Here is an 18,017-nt window from a genome sequence, read left to right as displayed (position 1 = left end):
GTGATGCTGAACAAATATCCTCTGTGGAAGTACCTACTGATCCTGGCGGTGCTGGCGATCGGTTTTATTTATTCCGCTCCCAATCTATACCCTGATGATCCGGCCATTCAGGTCAGCGGTGCGAGCACCGCGTTGCAGGTCACTCAGGCGGATCTGGATCATGCGAGCAAAGCGCTCACCGACGCCGGTATCAAGGTCAGGGCTTCTTCCATTGCCGCCAACGGCAAGGGTGGCCTGCTGCGCTTGATCAACAAGGAAGACCAGCTTCCGGCCAAGGATGTAGTGCGCAAGGCGCTGGGCGATGACTATGTGGTGGCGTTGAACCTGGCGCAAACCACCCCGCAATGGCTGCGCAACCTCGGCGCGCACCCGATGAAACTGGGTCTGGACTTGTCCGGTGGTGTGCACTTCCTGCTGGAAGTGGACATGGACAAAGCCCTCGATGCCCGCCTGAAAGTCTATGAAGGCGACGTCAAGAGCCTGCTGCGCAAAGAGCGTCTGCGCTATCGCAGCCTGCCGCAGCTCAATGGTGCCATCCAGCTGGGCTTCAGCGATGAAGACAGCCGTGAACAGGCCCGTTCGCTGATCCGCAAGAACTTCAATGATTTCGATATCGTACCGGCCGACCTCAATGGCCAACCGGTGCTGCGTCTGGCGATGACCCCGGCCAAGCTGGCGGAAATCCGCGAATACTCCATCAAGCAGAACTTGACCACCGTGCGTAACCGGGTCAACGAACTGGGTGTGGCCGAGCCTCTGGTTCAGCGTCAGGGTGCCAACCGTATCGTGGTTGAGCTGCCGGGCGTGCAGGACACCGCTGAAGCCAAGCGGATCCTGGGCAAGACCGCCAACCTGGAATTCCGTCTGGCCGCTGAGCCGGGTGCTTCCAAGGCGACTTCCGAGTCCTTCGAATTCCGTGAGGGCAATCGTCCTCCAGCGCTGATCGAGCGTGGCCTGATCATCACCGGTGACCAGGTGACCGATGCCCAGGCCGGCTACGACGAACATGGTCGTCCACAGGTGAACATCAAGCTTGATGGTCACGGTGGCGAGCTGATGAATCGTTCGACCCGCAGCAACGTCGGCCGCAGCATGGCGGTGATCTTCATCGAGCAGAAGCCGGTCACCACCTACACCAAGCAGATGGTCGACGGCGTCGAGAAAGACGTACCGGTCCAGGCGTTCAAGGAAGAGAAGAAGATCATCAGCCTGGCGACCATTCAGTCGCCACTGGGCAGCCAGTTCCGCATCACCGGCCTCAATGGCCAGGGTGAGTCCTCCGAGCTGGCGCTGCTGCTGCGTGCCGGTGGTCTGGCGGCGCCGATGTACTTCGCCGAAGAGCGCACAATCGGTCCGAGCCTGGGTGCTGACAACATCACCAAGGGTATCGATGCGTCGCTGTGGGGCATGTTGTTCGTGTCGCTGTTCATCATTGCCATCTACCGTTTCTTCGGTGTGATCGCCACGGTGGCGCTGGCGCTGAACATGGTGCTGCTGCTGGCCCTGATGTCCCTGCTGGGGGCTACGCTGACCCTGCCGGGTATCGCCGGTATCGTGCTGACCATGGGTATGGCGGTGGACGCCAACGTACTGATCTTCTCGCGGATACGTGAAGAGCTCGCCGCCGGCATGACGGTGCAGCGGGCAATCAACGAAGGCTTCGGCCGGGCATTCACTGCGATTCTCGATGCCAACCTGACCACCTTGCTGGTGGGCGGCATCCTCTTCGCCATGGGCACCGGCCCGGTCAAGGGCTTTGCGGTGACCATGTCCCTCGGGATCTTTACCTCGATGTTCACGGCCATCTGGCTGACCCGCGCGATGGTCAACCTGATCTTCGGCGGTCGTGACTTCAAGAAGTTGTGGATTTAAGGGGCTGCCATGTTACGTACTATCAACTTCATGGGCGTGCGCAACTTTGCGTTCGGCGTCACTGTGCTCCTTACCGTTCTGGCGTTGTTCAGCTGGTTCCACAAGGGGTTGAACTATGGTCTGGACTTTACCGGCGGTACGCTCATCGAGCTGACCTACGAGCGTCCGGCGGATGTGATGAAGGTGCGTTCGCAACTGAACGATGCCGGTTATCACGAAGCCATCGTGCAGAGCTTTGGTGCGACCACTGATCTTTTGGTGCGGATGCCGGGTGAAGACCCGCAACTGGGTCACCAGGTGGCCGAGGCGCTGCAGAAGGCAGGCAGTGACAACCCGGCGCAGGTCAAGCGCGTCGAGTTCGTTGGCCCGCAAGTGGGTGAAGAGCTGCGCGACCAGGGCGGCCTGGGCATGCTCATGGCGCTGGGCGGCATCCTCATCTACCTGGCCTTCCGCTTCCAGTGGAAGTTCGCCGTGGGCGCCATCGTTTCGCTGATCCACGACGTGATCGTGACCGTGGGTATCCTCTCGTTCTTCCAGATCACCTTCGACCTGACGGTGCTGGCGGCGGTGCTGGCGATCATTGGTTACTCGCTCAACGACACCATCGTGGTGTTTGACCGGGTGCGGGAGAACTTCCGTGTGCTGCGCAAGGCCAGCCTGATCGAGAACATCAATATCTCGACCACGCAGACTCTGTTGCGGACCATGGCTACGTCGATCTCCACCTTGCTGGCGATCATTGCGCTGCTGTTCTTTGGTGGTGACAACCTGCACGGCTTCTCCATCGCCCTGTTTGTCGGTGTTCTGGCGGGTACCTACTCGTCGATCTACATCGCCAACGTGGTGCTGATCTGGCTGAACCTGAATAGCGAGGATCTGATTCCTCCGGCCAACACCGAGAAGGAAGTGGACGACCGTCCTTGAGGATCTAGCCCTTTTCCGGCTGTCAGTTAAAAAGGCGCGAGTGTTGAACTCGCGCCTTTTTTATTGCTCCAACGCTGGGAGAAGCGCGGGCCAAGTCCCGTTTGTATGGTCAGGAGGTTCACGTGAACAAGTCGTTGCTGGTTGGTGCGGTATTGGGTGCTGTCGGTGTCACCGCCGGGGGTGCTGTTGCCACCTACAGCCTGGTTAAAAGCGGCCCTGAGTATGCGCAAGTGCTGGCTGTGCAGCCGGTCAAACAACAGATCAAGACCCCTCGTGAAGTCTGCAAGGACGTCGCGGTCACCCGTCAACGTCCGGTCAAAGATGAGCATCAGATCCTCGGTACTGTGGCGGGTGCGGTGGGTGGTGGTTTGCTGGGCAGCATGATTGGTAATGGCAATGGCAAGAAGCTCGCCACTGTGGCCGGTGCCGTGGGTGGTGGTTATGCGGGCAACAAGGTGCAGGAAGGCATGCAGGAGCGTGATACCTACACCACCACGCAGACTCGCTGTAACACGGTCAATGACATCAGTGAGAAAGTCGTGGGTTATGACGTGAAGTACGACCTGGGTGGCAAGCAAGGCCAGGTGCGCATGGATCGTGACCCGGGCAATCAAATCCCGGTGGATAAAGAGGGTCGTCTGATTCTGGGTCAGAACCAGAATCAACCCGGCCAATAACCCTCGCTTGTAGGGGGTGGCTTGCCGGCGAATGGGCTTTGAGATCGCCTTCGCCGGCAAGACGGCTCCTACAGGTCGGGTTTAGCAGATATAAAAAAAGCACCCCGAAGGGTGCTTTTTTTGTCGCTGGCGCTTAGCGCTTCAGCGAGGCCGGCAGGTGCGGCTGGATGGCGGTCAGGACCGCCTTGAAGCATTTGGTGTTGCCGGCAACCACATGGCCTTTTTCCAGGAAGTCGTGACCGCCGGTGAAGTCGCTCACCAGGCCGCCGGCTTCTTGAATCAGCAGGGCGCCTGCGGCCATGTCCCACTCCGACAGGCCCGATTCCCAGAAGGCATCGAAACGACCGGCGGCCACGTAGGCCAGGTCCAGGCTTGCGGCGCCAGCGCGACGAATGCCGGCGGTCTGGCCTACCAGGGCGCGGAACATGCCCAGGTAGTTGTCCAGGTTGTCCATCTGATCGTCACGGAACGGGAAGCCGGTGCCCAGCAGGGCGCCGTCGAGGCTGGTACGGCCGCTGACCCGCAGGCGACGACCGTTCAACTGGGCGCCACGGCCACGGCTGGCGGTGAATTCTTCCTGGCGAACCGGATCCAGAACCACGGCGTGTTCCAGGCGGCCACGGTATTTGCAGGCAATGCTTACGGCAAAGTGCGGGATGCCGCGCAGGAAGTTGGTGGTGCCGTCCAGTGGGTCGATGATCCACAGGTAGTCTTCGCCTTCGCCGCTACCGGCATGCAGGCCGGTTTCTTCGCCGAGGATGGCGTGGGTCGGGTAGGCCTTGCGCAATGCGTCGATGATCTTCTGCTCGGCGGCACGATCAACTTCGGATACGTAGTCTTTGGCGTCTTTTTCGTCGACCTTGATGGTATCCAGGCGCTCGATGGAGCGGAAAATCAATTCACTGGCGCTGCGGGCGGCGCGCAGCGCGATATTCAGCATTGGCTGCATGGATAGGTCACCTAAGGTTGTTAAAGAAAGCCGAGCATTCTAGCAGAAAACTTTTGCAGATGAAGGTCGGTGTTCGCTTTGATTGCATTGATCCGCTGTGCGGCGCCATTGGAAGGTGTGGGCTCGCCTCGCTGGCCGGCGGCTCCTGATTGATGTGTCGTCAGTTGCAGGTGGTTATTTTTGAGGCGGGAGTCTTGCCTGTTCTGTAAGATTTGCTCCCCTTTCCTGTGTCCGAGAGCGCCTCCCTTGCTGCAGAACATTCGTGTCGTCCTGGTCAATACCAGTCATCCCGGCAATATCGGCGGGGCTGCGCGTGCCATGAAGAACATGGGCCTGTCGCGGCTGGTGCTGGTGGAACCCCGGGTGTTTCCGTCCCATGAGGCCGATGCGCGGGCCTCCGGCGCCACCGACATCCTTGAGAGCGCTCAGGTGGTCGCCACCCTGGAGGAGGCCCTGGCCGGTTGCACTCTGGTGTTTGGTACCAGTGCTCGTGATCGACGCATTCCCTGGCCGCTGCTGGATCCTCGTGAATCCGGCCTGAAAGTGGTGGAAGAGGCCGGCCAGGGCGCGCAGATCGCCCTGGTGTTCGGTCGTGAAGATTCCGGCCTGACCAATGACGAGCTGCAGCGATGTCATTTTCACGTGCATATCCCGTCGGACCCGGCGTTCAGCTCGCTGAACCTGGCCACGGCGGTGCAGGTGCTGACCTATGAAGTGCGCATGTCCTGGCTGGCGGCCCAAGGCCAGCCGACCAAGATCGAGAAGGATGAAGTGGCCTCGCCGCGCAGCGAAGAGCTGGCGACCATGGATGAGCTGGAGCGGTTTTATGAGCATCTGCAGCAGACGCTGGTGGCCATCGACTTCCTCGATCCGGAAAAGCCGCGGCACTTGATGGCGCGTCTGCGTCGGTTGTACGGTCGCAGCTCGGTCAGCCGGGCGGAAATGAATATATTGCGTGGCATTCTCACGGAAACCCAGAAAGCGGCCCGTGGGGAGCTACAGAAGCGGAAGGATCAGTGATGTTCGAGCGTTTGCGTGAAGATATCCAAAGCGTATTTCATCGTGACCCGGCGGCGCGTAATGCCTTCGAGGTGCTGACCTGCTACCCGGGGATGCACGCGATCTGGATTCACCGCTTGTCCGCCGCCCTGTGGGGCATGGGCTGGAAATGGCTGGCGCGGCTGGTGTCGAACTTCGGCCGCTGGTTGACCGGGATCGAGATTCATCCGGGGGCCAAGGTGGGGCGGCGTTTCTTTATTGACCATGGCATGGGCATCGTCATTGGTGAAACCGCCGAGATCGGTGACGACGTGACGCTTTATCAGGGCGTGACCCTGGGTGGGACCAGCTGGAACAAGGGCAAGCGCCATCCGACCCTGGAGGACGGCGTGGTGGTGGGTGCGGGCGCCAAGGTGCTGGGGCCTTTCACGGTTGGTGCGGGGGCCAAGGTCGGCTCCAATGCGGTGGTGACCAAGGCGGTGCCGGCGGGTGCGACAGTGGTCGGCATTCCGGGGCGGATTATCATGAAGTCCAGTGACGAGCAGGAAGCCAAGCGCAAGGCCATGGCGGAAAAGCTCGGTTTCGATGCCTATGGCGTCAGCGAAGACATGCCTGATCCGGTGGCGCGGGCCATTGGTCAGTTGCTTGACCACCTGCAGGCGGTGGACGCTCGCCTGGAGGGGGTGTGCGGCGCTCTGAAGGATCTGGGCAGTGACTACTGCGCCAAGGATCTGCCGGCCCTGCGCGAGGAGGACTTCGCAGAGGTCAAGGGCAAGAGCGATAGCCAGACCGGCTGATGGCCCACCAAGCGGCTCCTAATGTAGGAGCCGGCTTGCCGGCGAAAGGGGGCTGATGCCACCTGAGTGCCCCGCGGGTCAGTTGCTGGCAACCCGCTGTGCCATTACGTCGCAGACTTTGCTATGATTCGCGCGCTCTTTTGCGGGTAAACCCGACTAAAGTAGTTGGTCTTATAGTTGACCTGATTACTCGGGTATTGCATACTCGCCTCCATTCCGAAACTCCGTGGTACTTGTCCATGCGACTGACTACTAAAGGCCGATACGCGGTGACCGCCATGCTTGATCTGGCGTTGCACGCGCAACATGGCCCGGTCTCCCTGGCCGATATCTCTGAGCGCCAAGGCATTTCCCTGTCCTATCTCGAACAGCTTTTCGCCAAGCTGCGCCGCAGTAATCTGGTGTCCAGCGTCCGTGGTCCGGGTGGCGGCTATCAGCTGTCCCGCGACATGCAGGGGATCCAGGTAGCCCAGGTGATTGATGCCGTGAACGAATCGGTCGATGCCACCAAATGCCAGGGGCTGGGTGATTGCCATGCCGGCGACACCTGCCTGACCCATCACCTGTGGTGCGACCTGAGCCTGCAGATCCACGAATTTCTGAGCGGTATCAGCTTGGCAGACCTTGTCACTCGCCGTGAGGTACAAGAAGTTGCCCAGCGTCAGGATCAGCGCCGTTGTAATGGCAAGGCGCCGCGCCTGGACAAGATTGAAGCGTCAGCCGTCGAATGACAGCCAAAGAGCTAGCGGCACGCCAGCCAGCCTGATTTAGGAGAGAGTCCATGAAATTGCCGATTTACCTTGATTACTCTGCAACCACCCCGGTTGATCCGCGCGTGGCGCAGAAGATGAGTGAATGCCTGCTGGTCGACGGAAACTTCGGTAACCCGGCGTCCCGCTCCCACGTGTTTGGCTGGAAGGCCGAAGAGTCGGTGGAAAATGCCCGTCGCCAAGTGGCTGACCTGGTCAACGCCGACCCGCGTGAAATCGTCTGGACTTCCGGTGCCACCGAGTCCGACAACCTGGCAATCAAGGGCGTCGCGCATTTCTATCACACCAAGGGCAAGCACCTGATCACCTCGAAGATCGAGCACAAGGCTGTCCTGGACACCATGCGCCAACTCGAGCGTGAAGGCTTCGAAGTGACCTACATCGAGCCGGGCGAAGATGGCTTGATCACTCCGGCCATGGTTGAAGCGGCCCTGCGTGACGACACCATCCTGGTTTCGATCATGCACGTGAACAATGAAATCGGCACCATCAACGACATCGCCGCCATTGGCGAGTTGACCCGCTCCAAAGGCATTCTGTTCCACGTCGACGGCGCTCAGTCCACCGGCAAGGTCGAAATCGACCTGCAGGCCCTGAAAGTCGACCTGATGTCCTTCTCTGCCCACAAGACCTACGGCCCTAAAGGCATTGGCGCGCTGTACGTCAGCCGCAAGCCTCGCGTGCGCCTGGAAGCCACCATGCACGGCGGTGGTCATGAACGCGGCATGCGTTCCGGCACCCTGGCTACTCACCAGATCGTCGGCATGGGCGAAGCCTTCCGCGTCGCCAAGGAAGATATGGTCGCCGAAAATGCTCGCATCAAGGCCCTGAGCGATCGCTTCTACAAGCAGGTTGAACACCTGGAAGAGCTGTACATCAACGGCAGCATGACGGCTCGTGTACCGCACAACCTGAACCTGAGCTTCAACTACGTTGAAGGCGAGTCGCTGATCATGGCCCTCAAGGACCTGGCAGTGTCTTCCGGTTCGGCCTGTACTTCGGCTTCGCTTGAGCCTTCGTACGTGCTGCGCGCCCTGGGCCGCAACGACGAGTTGGCTCACAGCTCGATCCGCTTCACCTTCGGCCGCTTCACCACCGAAGAAGAAATCGATTACGCGGCGCAGAAAGTCTGCGAAGCCGTTACCAAGCTGCGCGCTCTGTCGCCGCTGTGGGACATGTACAAAGATGGCGTCGATATCTCGAAGATCGAGTGGGCGGCGCACTGAATATAAGTCGCCGCACAGGGTTCTGTAGAGCGTACCGATAACGGCGATTTGCAGAACCCAAGAGCGACTCTCTGATGAGTGAGGATTAAGAATCATGGCTTACAGCGAAAAGGTCATCGACCACTACGAGAACCCGCGCAACGTCGGCAAGATGAACGCGGAAGATCCGGATGTCGGCACCGGCATGGTCGGCGCTCCTGCCTGCGGCGACGTGATGCGCCTGCAGATCAAGGTCAACGAGCAGGGCATCATCGAAGACGCCAAGTTCAAGACTTATGGCTGCGGTTCCGCCATTGCTTCCAGCTCCCTGGCCACTGAGTGGATGAAGGGCAAGACGCTGGATGAGGCCGAAACCATCAAGAACACCCAGCTGGCTGAAGAGCTGGCCCTGCCTCCAGTGAAGATCCACTGCTCGGTTCTCGCCGAAGACGCCATCAAGGCCGCCGTTCGCGACTACAAGCAGAAGAAAGGCCTGATCTGATCGATCGGCTTTCACAGATTTGGCGACAAGTAAGGAGTCACGATGGCTATCAGCATGACAGAAGCGGCTGCTCAACACGTGCGACGCTCCCTCAATGGGCGCGGCAAGGGTGATGGGATTCGTCTGGGTGTTCGCACCACAGGCTGTTCCGGCCTTGCCTATGTGCTGGAGTTCGTCGACGAGATCGGCGAGGACGATCAGGTGTTCGAGAGTCACGGCGAGAAAGTGATCATCGACCCGAAAAGCCTGACCTATCTGGACGGCACCGAGCTTGATTTCGTCAAGGAAGGGTTGAACGAAGGCTTCAAGTTCAACAACCCCAACGTGCGCGGTGAATGTGGCTGCGGCGAAAGCTTCAACATCTGAGGCTTCTTGTGGGTACTCCTTGTCATTTCGCTTTATTTGAGCTGCAACCGAGTTTCCGCCTGGATCTCGAGCAGTTGGCTGCGCGCTACCGTGAGTTGGCGCGTGGGGTTCATCCAGACCGTTTTGCCGATGCTTCCGAGCGCGAGCAGCGTCTGGCCCTTGAGCAGTCGGCGAGCCTCAACGAGGCTTACCAGACCCTCAAGAGTCCGCCCAAGCGCGCCCGTTATCTCCTGGCCTTGAATGGCGGTGAGTTGCCGCTGGAAGTCACGGTGCATGATCCGGAGTTTCTTCTGCAGCAGATGCAGTGGCGCGAAGAGCTCGAAGACTTGCAGGACAGTGCTGACCTGGCTGGAGTCGCGGCATTCAAGCGTCGACTCAAGACTGCACAGGATGAACTGAATGAAAGCTTCGCAGCCTGTTGGGATGATGCAGCGCAACGCGAGCAGGCCGAGCGCCTGATGCGGCGCATGCAGTTCCTCGACAAGCTCACCTACGAAGTGCGCCAGTTAGAAGAGCGCCTCGACGATTAACCCAGTGCCGCTCCGGTCGCACGCCTGATATACAGATAAGTCCAGATAAGCATGGCCCTACTGCAGATCGCCGAACCCGGCCAAAGTCCTCAACCGCACCAGCGTCGCCTGGCTGTGGGGATCGACTTGGGCACTACCAATTCGCTGGTCGCTGCCTTGCGCAGTGGTCTTTCCGAGCCTCTGGCCGATGCGCAGGGTCAGGTGATTCTGCCGTCCGCCGTGCGCTATCACGCCGACCGCGTCGAAGTGGGCGAGTCCGCCCGCCTGGCCGCGCCTACCGATCCCTTGAACACCGTGCTTTCGGTCAAGCGCCTGATGGGGCGCGGCCTGGCCGATGTCAAGCAGCTGGGCGAGCAACTGCCTTATCGCTTCGTTGGCGGCGAGTCGCACATGCCGTTCATCGAGACCATCCAGGGGCCGAAAAGCCCAGTGGAAGTGTCGGCTGAAGTGCTCAAGGTATTGCGTCAGCGCGCTGAAGCGACCCTGGGCGGCGAGCTGGTGGGGGCGGTGATTACTGTTCCGGCCTATTTCGACGATGCCCAGCGTCAAGCCACCAAGGATGCGGCCAAGCTGGCCGGTCTGAATGTGCTGCGCTTGCTCAACGAGCCGACCGCGGCTGCCGTGGCCTATGGTCTGGACCAGCACGCCGAGGGTGTGGTGGCGATCTATGACCTGGGCGGCGGTACTTTCGATATTTCCATCCTGCGCCTGACCGGCGGTGTCTTTGAAGTGCTGGCCACTGGTGGCGATACCGCCCTGGGTGGCGATGACTTCGATCACGCCATCGCTGGCTGGATCATCGAGGGTGCGGGCCTGTCCGCCGACCTGGATCCGGGGACTCAGCGCAACCTGTTGCAAACCGCCTGCGCGGCCAAGGAAGCCCTGACCCATGCCGACTCGGTGGAGGTGGTTTACGGTGAATGGCGCGCGGCGTTGACCCGCGAAACCTTTGACGCGCTGATCGAGCCCATGGTGGCTCGCAGCCTCAAGGCCTGTCGTCGCGCCGTTCGCGACTCCAATGTCGAGCTGGACGAAGTGCAGGCAGTGGTCATGGTCGGCGGTTCGACCCGGGTGCCGCGTGTGCGTGAAGCGGTCGCCGAAATGTTCGGTCGCCAGCCGTTGACCGAGATCGATCCGGATCAAGTGGTGGCCATTGGTGCCGCGATCCAGGCCGATACCCTGGCCGGCAACAAGCGTGAAGGCGGTGAATTGCTGCTGCTGGACGTGATTCCGCTGTCCTTGGGGCTGGAAACCATGGGCGGGCTGATGGAGAAGGTGATTCCGCGTAACACCACCATCCCGGTTGCCCGTGCCCAGGACTTCACCACCTACAAGGATGGCCAGACGGCCATGATGATTCATGTGCTGCAGGGCGAGCGCGAGCTGATCAGCGACTGCCGCTCCCTGGCGCGCTTCGAATTGCGCGGCATTCCGCCAATGGTGGCCGGTGCGGCGAAGATTCGCGTGACCTTCCAGGTCGACGCCGATGGCCTGCTCAGTGTCTCTGCCCGAGAGCTGGGTTCGGGTGTTGAAGCCAGCATTCAGGTCAAGCCGTCCTACGGCCTGACCGACGGCGAAATCGCCAAGATGCTCAAGGACTCCTTCCAGTACGCCGGCGACGACAAGGTGGCCCGCGTGCTGCGCGAGCAGCAGGTTGATGCCCAGCGCCTGATCGAGGCCGTGCAGGGCGCCCTGGACGCTGACGGTGACCGTCTGCTGGACGCTGAAGAGCGCATGGTCATCGAGCTGCAGATGCAGGAACTGAGTGAATTGATGCGTGGCACCGATGGTTACGCCATCGAGCAGCAGACCAAGCGTCTGTCGCAAGTGACCGATGCCTTTGCTGCCCGCCGCCTGGATTCGACGGTGAAGGCCGCTCTGGCGGGGCGCAACCTGAATGAAATCGAGGAATAACTGATGCCGCAGATCATTTTTCTGCCACACGCCGTGTTCTGCCCGGACGGTCTGGTTGTCGAGGTCGAGCCCGGGGTTTCGGTGCTCGAGGTGGCCCACGACAACCACATCGAGATCGAGAGTGCCTGCGGCGGCGTCTGCGCCTGCACGACCTGCCACTGCATCATTCGTGAAGGGTTTGACTCGCTGAACGAAGCCGACGAGCTGGAAGAAGACTTGCTGGACAAGGCCTGGGGCCTGGAAGCACAGTCGCGCCTGTCGTGCCAGGCCATCGTTGGCGATGAAGACCTGACCGTGGAAATTCCCAAGTACTCGCTCAACCATGCCGCCGAAGCGCCGCACTGATTCAAGGAGTCGTCATGAGTCTGAAGTGGGTTGATGTACTGGAAATCGCGATCCAGCTGGCTGAGTCCAAGCCGGATGTGGATCCGCGTTATGTGAACTTTGTCGATCTGCACCAATGGGTTCTGGCACTGCCAGAGTTCAGCGACGATCCGGCTCGCGGAGGCGAGAAGGTTCTTGAAGCAATTCAGGCCGCCTGGATCGACGAAGCGGACTGAATCCGCGGGCTACGCAGTTAGGCAATCCCTATAAACCCGCGTATAATTCGCGGGTTTAATTTTTCGCTTTAATCACCGTTTCTGGAGTTACACCATGGCTGTTCAACGTACTTTCTCCATCATCAAGCCTGACGCTGTTGCAAAAAACGTTATCGGCAAGATCGTTTCCCGTTTTGAAGAAGCCGGCCTGCGCGTTGTAGCTTCGAAAATGAAGCAACTGTCCAAGGCTGAAGCTGAAGGCTTCTACGCTGAGCACAGCGAGCGTGGCTTCTTCGGCGAACTGGTTGCCTTCATGACTTCCGGTCCAGTTGTTGTTCAGGTTCTGGAAGGCGAAAACGCCATCGCTCGCAACCGTGAGCTGATGGGCGCTACCAACCCTAAAGAAGCTGCTGCCGGCACCATCCGTGCTGACTTCGCCGAGTCCATCGACGCCAACGCCGTTCACGGTTCGGACTCCGAAGCTGCCGCTGCTCGCGAAATCGCTTACTTCTTCGCAGCTACTGAAGTAACCGCTCGCTGAGTAAGGCTGGCGCGTGAGGGGTGAGACCATGAATGCATCGATCGGCAAAACTAACCTGTTGGGGCTGACTCAACCGGAAATGGAGAAATTCTTCGACTCAATCGGGGAGAAGCGTTTCCGTGCCGGTCAGGTAATGAAATGGATTCACCACTTTGGCGTCGATGATTTCGACGCCATGACGAATGTCGGCAAGGCCTTGCGCGAAAAGCTCAAGGCCGTTGCCGAGATTCGCGGTCCGGAAGTGGTCAGCGAGGACATCTCCAGCGACGGCACCCGTAAGTGGGTGGTGCGCGTGGCGTCCGGCAGCTGCGTCGAGACCGTGTACATTCCCCAGGGCAAGCGCGGCACTCTGTGCGTTTCGTCCCAGGCAGGCTGTGCCCTGGATTGCAGTTTCTGCTCCACCGGCAAGCAAGGCTTCAATAGCAACCTCACCGCCGCCGAAGTCATCGGCCAGGTGTGGATTGCCAACAAATCCTTTGGCAGCGTCCCGGCGACCGTCGACCGTGCCATCACCAACGTGGTGATGATGGGCATGGGTGAGCCGCTGCTGAACTTCGACAACGTCATCGCCGCCATGCACCTGATGATGGACGACCTGGGCTACGGCATTTCCAAGCGCCGGGTGACCCTGTCCACCTCCGGCGTGGTGCCGATGATCGATGAGCTGGCCAAGCACATCGACGTCTCCCTGGCGTTGTCGCTGCACGCACCCAACGATGCGCTGCGTAACCAGCTGGTGCCGATCAACAAGAAGTACCCGCTGAAGATGCTGCTTGAGTCCTGCCAGCGCTACATGTCCTCCCTGGGCGAGAAGCGCGTGCTGACCATCGAGTACACCCTGCTCAAGGACGTCAACGACAAGCTGGAACACGCCGTTGAAATGATCGAGTTGCTCAAGGACGTTCCTTGCAAGATCAACCTGATTCCGTTCAACCCGTTCCCCCACTCCGGCTACGAACGTCCGAGCAACAATGCCATTCGCCGTTTCCAGGACCAGCTGCACCACGCCGGCTTCAATGTCACCGTGCGCACCACTCGCGGTGAAGACATCGACGCCGCCTGCGGGCAATTGGTTGGGCAGGTGCTGGACCGCACCCGTCGCAGCGAACGCTATATCGCCGTGCGTGAGTTGAGCGCCGACGCCGATATGCCGCAAAGCGCCGCGACCCGTACCTGAGAGAGGAACTCCATGGCCCTGCGCTTCGCGCTGCTCCTGCTGATTGCCAGTCTCTGTGCTGGCTGTGTTCTGTCGGGTGATTCCAATCCGCTGAACACCAGCAAGGGCCGCGATGAGGCGCGTGCGGCCTATGTGCAGTTGGGCTTGGGTTATCTGCAGCAAGGCATGAGCGAACGCGCCAAGGTTCCGTTGCGCAAGGCGCTGGAACTGGCTCCTGCCGATGCCGATGCCAATGCCGCCCTGGCGTTGGTATTCCAGGCCGAGATGGAACCGGCCCTGGCCGACGAGTATTTTCGTCGGGCCCTGGCGGCGCGTCCGGACAGTGCGCGAATCCTCAATAACTACGGCAGTTTCCTGTTCGAAGAAAAACGTTACAAAGAGGCCTATCAGCGTTTTGAGCAAGCCGCGGCTGATACTCTGTACCCCGAACGTTCCCGGGTGTTTGAAAGCCTCGGGATGACCGCTTCGAAGCTGGGCCAGCGTGAGCTGGCCCGGTTGCAACTGGAAAAAGCCCTGCGCCTGAATCACCAACAGCCCCGCGCGTTGCTGGAAATGGCTGAGTTGTCTTACGAAGACAGGCATTATGTGCCCGCCCGCGACTATTACGATCGTTTTAGCCTGCTCGCCGAGCAAAATGCACGTAGTCTATTGCTCGGCGTTCGGCTGGCAACGGTGTTCGAAGATCGCGACAAGGCCGCCAGTTACGGTCTGCAACTAAAACGACTTTATCCCGGTACGCCGGAATATCAGCAATACCTGTCGGAGCAATGATGAAAGCGGCGCATCCCGAAGTTCAAGCAGTGACTCGCGTAAACCCCGGTGAGACCCTGCGTCAGGCCCGCGAAAGCAATGGTTGGTCGCTGGCAGAAGTGGCCCACAAGCTCAACCTCACCGTGAGCTCCCTGAGCAACCTGGAAGCCGGCGCTTTCGACAAGCTGCCGGGGCATACCTTTGCTCGCGGCTATATCCGCGCCTATGCCAAGTTGCTGGGCATGGACCAGGCCATCCTGGTTCAGGAATTCGATCAATACACCGGTACCGACTCTCAGGGCAGCAACGTTCATGCTCTGGGACGGATCGAGGAGCCGGTACGGGTTTCCCACACCATCCTGCGCATTGTCAGCCTGTTGCTGCTGGTGGCGGTGGTCGGTGGCGGTTTCATCTGGTGGCAGGATCAATCCTCCCAGCGTGGCAAGGAGCCGGTGTCCCTGAGTCCCGAGCATGTCGAGGTCGAAGGGGCTGACGGCACCACGCAGATTCATCCGATCGACGAGCCCGAAGATCAGGCCGTTGCCGAAGGTCAGAGCGAAGCCCTGGACAACGCCGCACAAACCCAGAGCCAGGCGAGCGCCGAGGCGCCGGCCAATCCGCCAGTTCCTGCAACCCCGGCTCCTGTTGCGCCGTCTGCGGCAGCGGCCGCTCCTGCGCATGCCGCCCCAACCGTCGCGCCTGTTGTCAGCGCGCCGGTAGCACCGGCTCAGGTTCCGGCCGCCGCGGCCGCTGTGCCGGCAAATGCTGGCAGTGCTGCTGCGCCAAGCTCTGCGGTCGCCGGTTCAGGTCAGGTACAGATCCAGTTCAGCGCCGATTGCTGGGCCCAGGTCATCGATGGCAACGGCAAGATTCTGCTCAGCGCCCTCAAGCGCAAGGGCGAGAACGTTGATGTCAGCGGCAAGCCGCCTTTTGCCGTGCGTCTGGGGTATGCCCGCGGCGCACAAATCACTTACAACGGTCAGGCGGTGGATATCGCCCCGTTCACCAGTGGCGAGACTGCTCGCCTGAAGTTAGGTCAATAAGTCATGCACGGCGAATCTCCAATCAAACGTCGCGAGTCCCGCAAGATCTGGGTCGGCTCGGTACCGGTCGGCGGCGACGCGCCGATCGCGGTGCAGAGCATGACCAACAGCGACACCAACGACGTAGCGGCAACCGTCGCCCAGATCAACCGCCTGGAAGCCGCCGGTGTCGACATCGTGCGGGTTTCGGTGCCGGACATGGACGCCGCCGAGGCGTTCGGCCGCATCAAGCAGCAGGTCAAGGTGCCCTTGGTGGCCGACATTCACTTCGACTACAAGATCGCCTTGCGCGTAGCCGAGCTGGGTGTCGATTGCCTGCGGATCAACCCCGGCAACATCGGTCGCGAAGACCGGGTTCGCGCGGTGGTGGATGCCGCTCGTGATCGCGGGATCCCGATCCGTATCGGGGTCAACGCCGGCTCCCTGGAAAAGGACCTGCAGAAGAAATACGGCGAACCGACTCCCGCTGCGCTGGTAGAGTCGGCGCTGCGTCATGTCGAGCACCTCGAACGCCTGAATTTCCAGGACTTCAAGGTCAGCGTGAAGGCGTCCGACGTGTTCATGGCGGTCGAAGCCTACCGTTTGCTGGCCAAGGAAATCATCCAGCCGCTGCACCTGGGCATCACCGAAGCCGGTGGATTGCGTTCCGGTACGGTGAAATCCGCTGTCGGCCTCGGTATGCTGCTGGCCGAAGGGATTGGCGATACCATTCGCATCTCGTTGGCGGCCGACCCGGTCGAGGAAGTGAAGGTCGGCTACGACATTCTCAAGTCCCTGCACCTGCGTTCCCGTGGCATCAACTTCATCGCCTGCCCGAGCTGCTCGCGGCAGAATTTCGATGTGGTGAAAACCATGAACGAGCTGGAAGGGCGCCTTGAAGACCTGCTGGTGCCGTTGGATGTCGCCGTGATCGGTTGCGTGGTCAACGGTCCGGGTGAAGCCAAAGAGGCGCACATCGGCCTGACCGGCGGTACGCCGAACCTGATCTACATCGACGGCAAGCCGGCACAGAAACTGACCAATGACAATCTGGTGGACGAGCTTGAAAAGCTGATCCGGCAGAAGGCGGCCGAAAAGGTCGAAGCCGACGCAGCGCTGATCGCTCGCGGCTAACCGAACGTATTTAAGGATTTTTTGTGAGCAAGTCTCTGCAAGCCATTCGTGGCATGAATGACATCCTGCCCGAGCAGACGCCCCTGTGGCGTTATTTCGAGGGCACCGTGGCGCGTCTGCTGGATAACTACGGCTACAAGCAGATCCGCATGCCGATCGTCGAATTCACCGAGCTGTTCAAGCGCTCCATCGGTGAAGTGACCGACATCGTCGAAAAAGAGATGTACACCTTCGAAGACCGCAACGGCGATTCCCTGACCCTGCGTCCGGAAGGTACTGCGGCGTGCGTACGCGCTGTACTCGAGCACGGCATCACTGGCGGTGGCCAGGTGCAGAAGCTCTGGTACATCGGCCCGATGTTCCGTCATGAGCGCCCGCAGAAAGGCCGTTATCGCCAGTTCCACCAGATCGGTTGCGAGGTTTTCAACCTCGACGGTCCGGACATCGATGCCGAGCTGATCGTGCTGACCTGGCGCCTGTGGGGCGAGCTGGGCATCCGCGATGCGGTCAAGCTCGAACTCAACAGCCTGGGCACTGCTGAGGCTCGCGCACGTTATCGCGACGCGTTGGTGGCGTTCCTGTCGGCGCGCATGGACAAGCTGGACGAAGACAGCCAGCGTCGCCTGAAGACCAATCCGCTGCGCGTGCTCGACACCAAGAACCCGGACACTCAAGCCGTGCTGGTAGACGCGCCCAAGCTGGCCGACTACCTGGACGAAGAGTCCCGTGTGCACTTCGAAGGCCTCAAGGCCCGTCTGGACGCCGCGGGTATCCCTTATGTGATCAACCCGAAGCTGGTGCGCGGGCTGGATTACTACAGCAAGACCGTTTTCGAATGGGTCACCGACAAGCTCGGCGCCCAGGGCACAGTGTGTGCTGGCGGCCGTTACGACGGACTGGTCGAGCAAATGGGTGGCAAACCTACACCGGGTGTTGGCTTCGCCATGGGGATCGAGCGTCTGGTGCTGCTGCTGGAAACCCTGGAGCAGATCCCGGAAGAAATCTCGCGCCAGGTCGACGTTTATCTCTGCGCCTTCGGTGAGGCGGCTGAACTGGCCGCGTTGGCTTTGAGTGAACGGGTTCGTGACCAGTTACCGAACCTGCGTCTGCAGATCAATGCCGGTGCTGGCAGCTTCAAGAGCCAATTCAAGAAGGCCGACAAGAGCGGTGCGTTGTACGCGCTGATCCTCGGTGACGACGAACTGGCCCAGCAAGTGGTAGGTTTCAAGCCCCTGCGTGGCCAGGGCGAACAACAAAGCATTGCCTGGGATGCGCTCGCGGCGCACCTGGCCACCTGCGTCGTGCAGGGTTGAAGCTGTCAAACAGCCGAATTAGCGAATAAGGAGTAT

Annotated in this window: 20 protein-coding genes; 19 read left to right on the top strand and 1 reads right to left on the bottom strand. The window is 60.4% G+C overall.

The window, feature by feature from the left end; genetic code table 11:
• The first annotated feature begins 3 nt into the window (after positions 1–3).
• The 3 genes from secD to GWQ44_RS24965 all read left to right on the top strand — a co-directional run bounded on the left by secD (position 4) and on the right by GWQ44_RS24965 (position 3,473).
• A complete protein-coding gene (gene secD / locus GWQ44_RS24975) occupies positions 4–1,872 on the top strand; it encodes a protein translocase subunit SecD (protein ID WP_275928479.1) in 1,869 nt (622 codons plus the stop codon).
• 9 nt (positions 1,873–1,881) lie between these two features.
• A complete protein-coding gene (secF, locus tag GWQ44_RS24970; RefSeq protein ID WP_016968344.1) occupies positions 1,882–2,796 on the top strand; it encodes a protein translocase subunit SecF in 915 nt (304 codons plus the stop codon).
• Between the two features lie 122 nt (positions 2,797–2,918).
• Positions 2,919–3,473 carry a glycine zipper 2TM domain-containing protein gene (locus GWQ44_RS24965; protein WP_016968343.1) on the top strand — a complete coding sequence of 185 codons (555 nt, stop codon included), beginning with the start codon at positions 2,919–2,921 and terminating at the stop codon, positions 3,471–3,473.
• Positions 3,474–3,606: 133 nt separating this feature from the next.
• On the opposite strand, the gene suhB is transcribed toward GWQ44_RS24965, so the two are convergent.
• Positions 3,607–4,422, bottom strand: coding sequence for an inositol-phosphate phosphatase (gene suhB, locus GWQ44_RS24960; RefSeq protein WP_011063220.1), 816 nt, complete (start codon positions 4,420–4,422; stop codon positions 3,607–3,609).
• A gap of 246 nt (positions 4,423–4,668) precedes the next feature.
• Here suhB and trmJ point away from each other — a divergent pair, with 246 nt between their 5' ends.
• From trmJ to hisS, 16 genes are all read left to right on the top strand, one after another.
• On the top strand, positions 4,669–5,442 hold the full coding sequence (gene trmJ / locus GWQ44_RS24955; RefSeq protein WP_092310762.1) for a tRNA (cytosine(32)/uridine(32)-2'-O)-methyltransferase TrmJ: 774 nt from the start codon (positions 4,669–4,671) through the stop codon (positions 5,440–5,442).
• Entirely contained in the window at positions 5,442–6,218 is a 777-nt protein-coding gene (cysE, locus tag GWQ44_RS24950) for a serine O-acetyltransferase (RefSeq protein ID WP_016968341.1), read from the top strand. The genes trmJ and cysE overlap by 1 nt, the downstream gene beginning before the upstream one ends.
• Positions 6,219–6,457: 239 nt before the next feature.
• Entirely contained in the window at positions 6,458–6,949 is a 492-nt protein-coding gene (iscR, locus tag GWQ44_RS24945; protein WP_011063217.1) for a Fe-S cluster assembly transcriptional regulator IscR, read from the top strand.
• 50 nt (positions 6,950–6,999) lie between these two features.
• Positions 7,000–8,214 carry an IscS subfamily cysteine desulfurase gene (locus GWQ44_RS24940; protein ID WP_102860394.1) on the top strand — a complete coding sequence of 405 codons (1,215 nt, stop codon included), beginning with the start codon at positions 7,000–7,002 and terminating at the stop codon, positions 8,212–8,214.
• A gap of 94 nt (positions 8,215–8,308) precedes the next feature.
• Entirely contained in the window at positions 8,309–8,695 is a 387-nt protein-coding gene (gene iscU, locus GWQ44_RS24935; protein ID WP_007929523.1) for a Fe-S cluster assembly scaffold IscU, read from the top strand.
• 42 nt (positions 8,696–8,737) lie between these two features.
• Complete coding sequence (gene iscA / locus GWQ44_RS24930; protein WP_007929524.1) at positions 8,738–9,061, top strand: iron-sulfur cluster assembly protein IscA; 324 nt, start codon at positions 8,738–8,740, stop codon at positions 9,059–9,061.
• Positions 9,062–9,069: 8 nt separating this feature from the next.
• Entirely contained in the window at positions 9,070–9,591 is a 522-nt protein-coding gene (gene hscB / locus GWQ44_RS24925; protein WP_011063215.1) for a co-chaperone HscB, read from the top strand.
• A 51-nt stretch (positions 9,592–9,642) separates the two neighbouring features.
• Entirely contained in the window at positions 9,643–11,505 is a 1,863-nt protein-coding gene (hscA, locus tag GWQ44_RS24920) for a Fe-S protein assembly chaperone HscA (protein ID WP_016968338.1), read from the top strand.
• Positions 11,506–11,508: 3 nt separating this feature from the next.
• Complete coding sequence (fdx, locus tag GWQ44_RS24915) at positions 11,509–11,850, top strand: ISC system 2Fe-2S type ferredoxin (protein ID WP_011063213.1); 342 nt, start codon at positions 11,509–11,511, stop codon at positions 11,848–11,850.
• 14 nt (positions 11,851–11,864) lie between these two features.
• A complete protein-coding gene (iscX, locus tag GWQ44_RS24910) occupies positions 11,865–12,065 on the top strand; it encodes a Fe-S cluster assembly protein IscX (protein ID WP_011063212.1) in 201 nt (66 codons plus the stop codon).
• A gap of 94 nt (positions 12,066–12,159) precedes the next feature.
• Positions 12,160–12,585 carry a nucleoside-diphosphate kinase gene (ndk, locus tag GWQ44_RS24905; RefSeq protein ID WP_025129556.1) on the top strand — a complete coding sequence of 142 codons (426 nt, stop codon included), beginning with the start codon at positions 12,160–12,162 and terminating at the stop codon, positions 12,583–12,585.
• Positions 12,586–12,613: 28 nt separating this feature from the next.
• Positions 12,614–13,762 carry a 23S rRNA (adenine(2503)-C(2))-methyltransferase RlmN gene (gene rlmN, locus GWQ44_RS24900; RefSeq protein ID WP_103741917.1) on the top strand — a complete coding sequence of 383 codons (1,149 nt, stop codon included), beginning with the start codon at positions 12,614–12,616 and terminating at the stop codon, positions 13,760–13,762.
• Between the two features lie 12 nt (positions 13,763–13,774).
• Complete coding sequence (gene pilW / locus GWQ44_RS24895; protein WP_047305960.1) at positions 13,775–14,533, top strand: type IV pilus biogenesis/stability protein PilW; 759 nt, start codon at positions 13,775–13,777, stop codon at positions 14,531–14,533.
• Positions 14,533–15,555: a RodZ domain-containing protein gene (locus tag GWQ44_RS24890; protein ID WP_275928478.1), complete on the top strand. Its 1,023-nt coding sequence runs from the start codon at positions 14,533–14,535 to the stop codon at positions 15,553–15,555. Before pilW ends, GWQ44_RS24890 begins: the two co-directional genes overlap by 1 nt.
• A gap of 3 nt (positions 15,556–15,558) precedes the next feature.
• The gene (gene ispG / locus GWQ44_RS24885; RefSeq protein ID WP_016968333.1) at positions 15,559–16,668 is read left to right on the top strand and encodes a flavodoxin-dependent (E)-4-hydroxy-3-methylbut-2-enyl-diphosphate synthase; all 1,110 of its coding nucleotides are present in this window, start codon (positions 15,559–15,561) and stop codon (positions 16,666–16,668) included.
• A gap of 23 nt (positions 16,669–16,691) precedes the next feature.
• Positions 16,692–17,981, top strand: a complete 1,290-nt coding sequence (gene hisS, locus GWQ44_RS24880; RefSeq protein ID WP_016968332.1) for a histidine--tRNA ligase — start codon at positions 16,692–16,694, stop codon at positions 17,979–17,981.
• Positions 17,982–18,017: the final 36 nt, after the last annotated feature.

The organism is Pseudomonas sp. 3MA1 (genome assembly GCF_029237275.1).
Taxonomy (GTDB): domain Bacteria; phylum Pseudomonadota; class Gammaproteobacteria; order Pseudomonadales; family Pseudomonadaceae; genus Aquipseudomonas; species Aquipseudomonas fluorescens_AP.
This window is presented reverse-complemented; position numbering and strand designations above follow the sequence as displayed.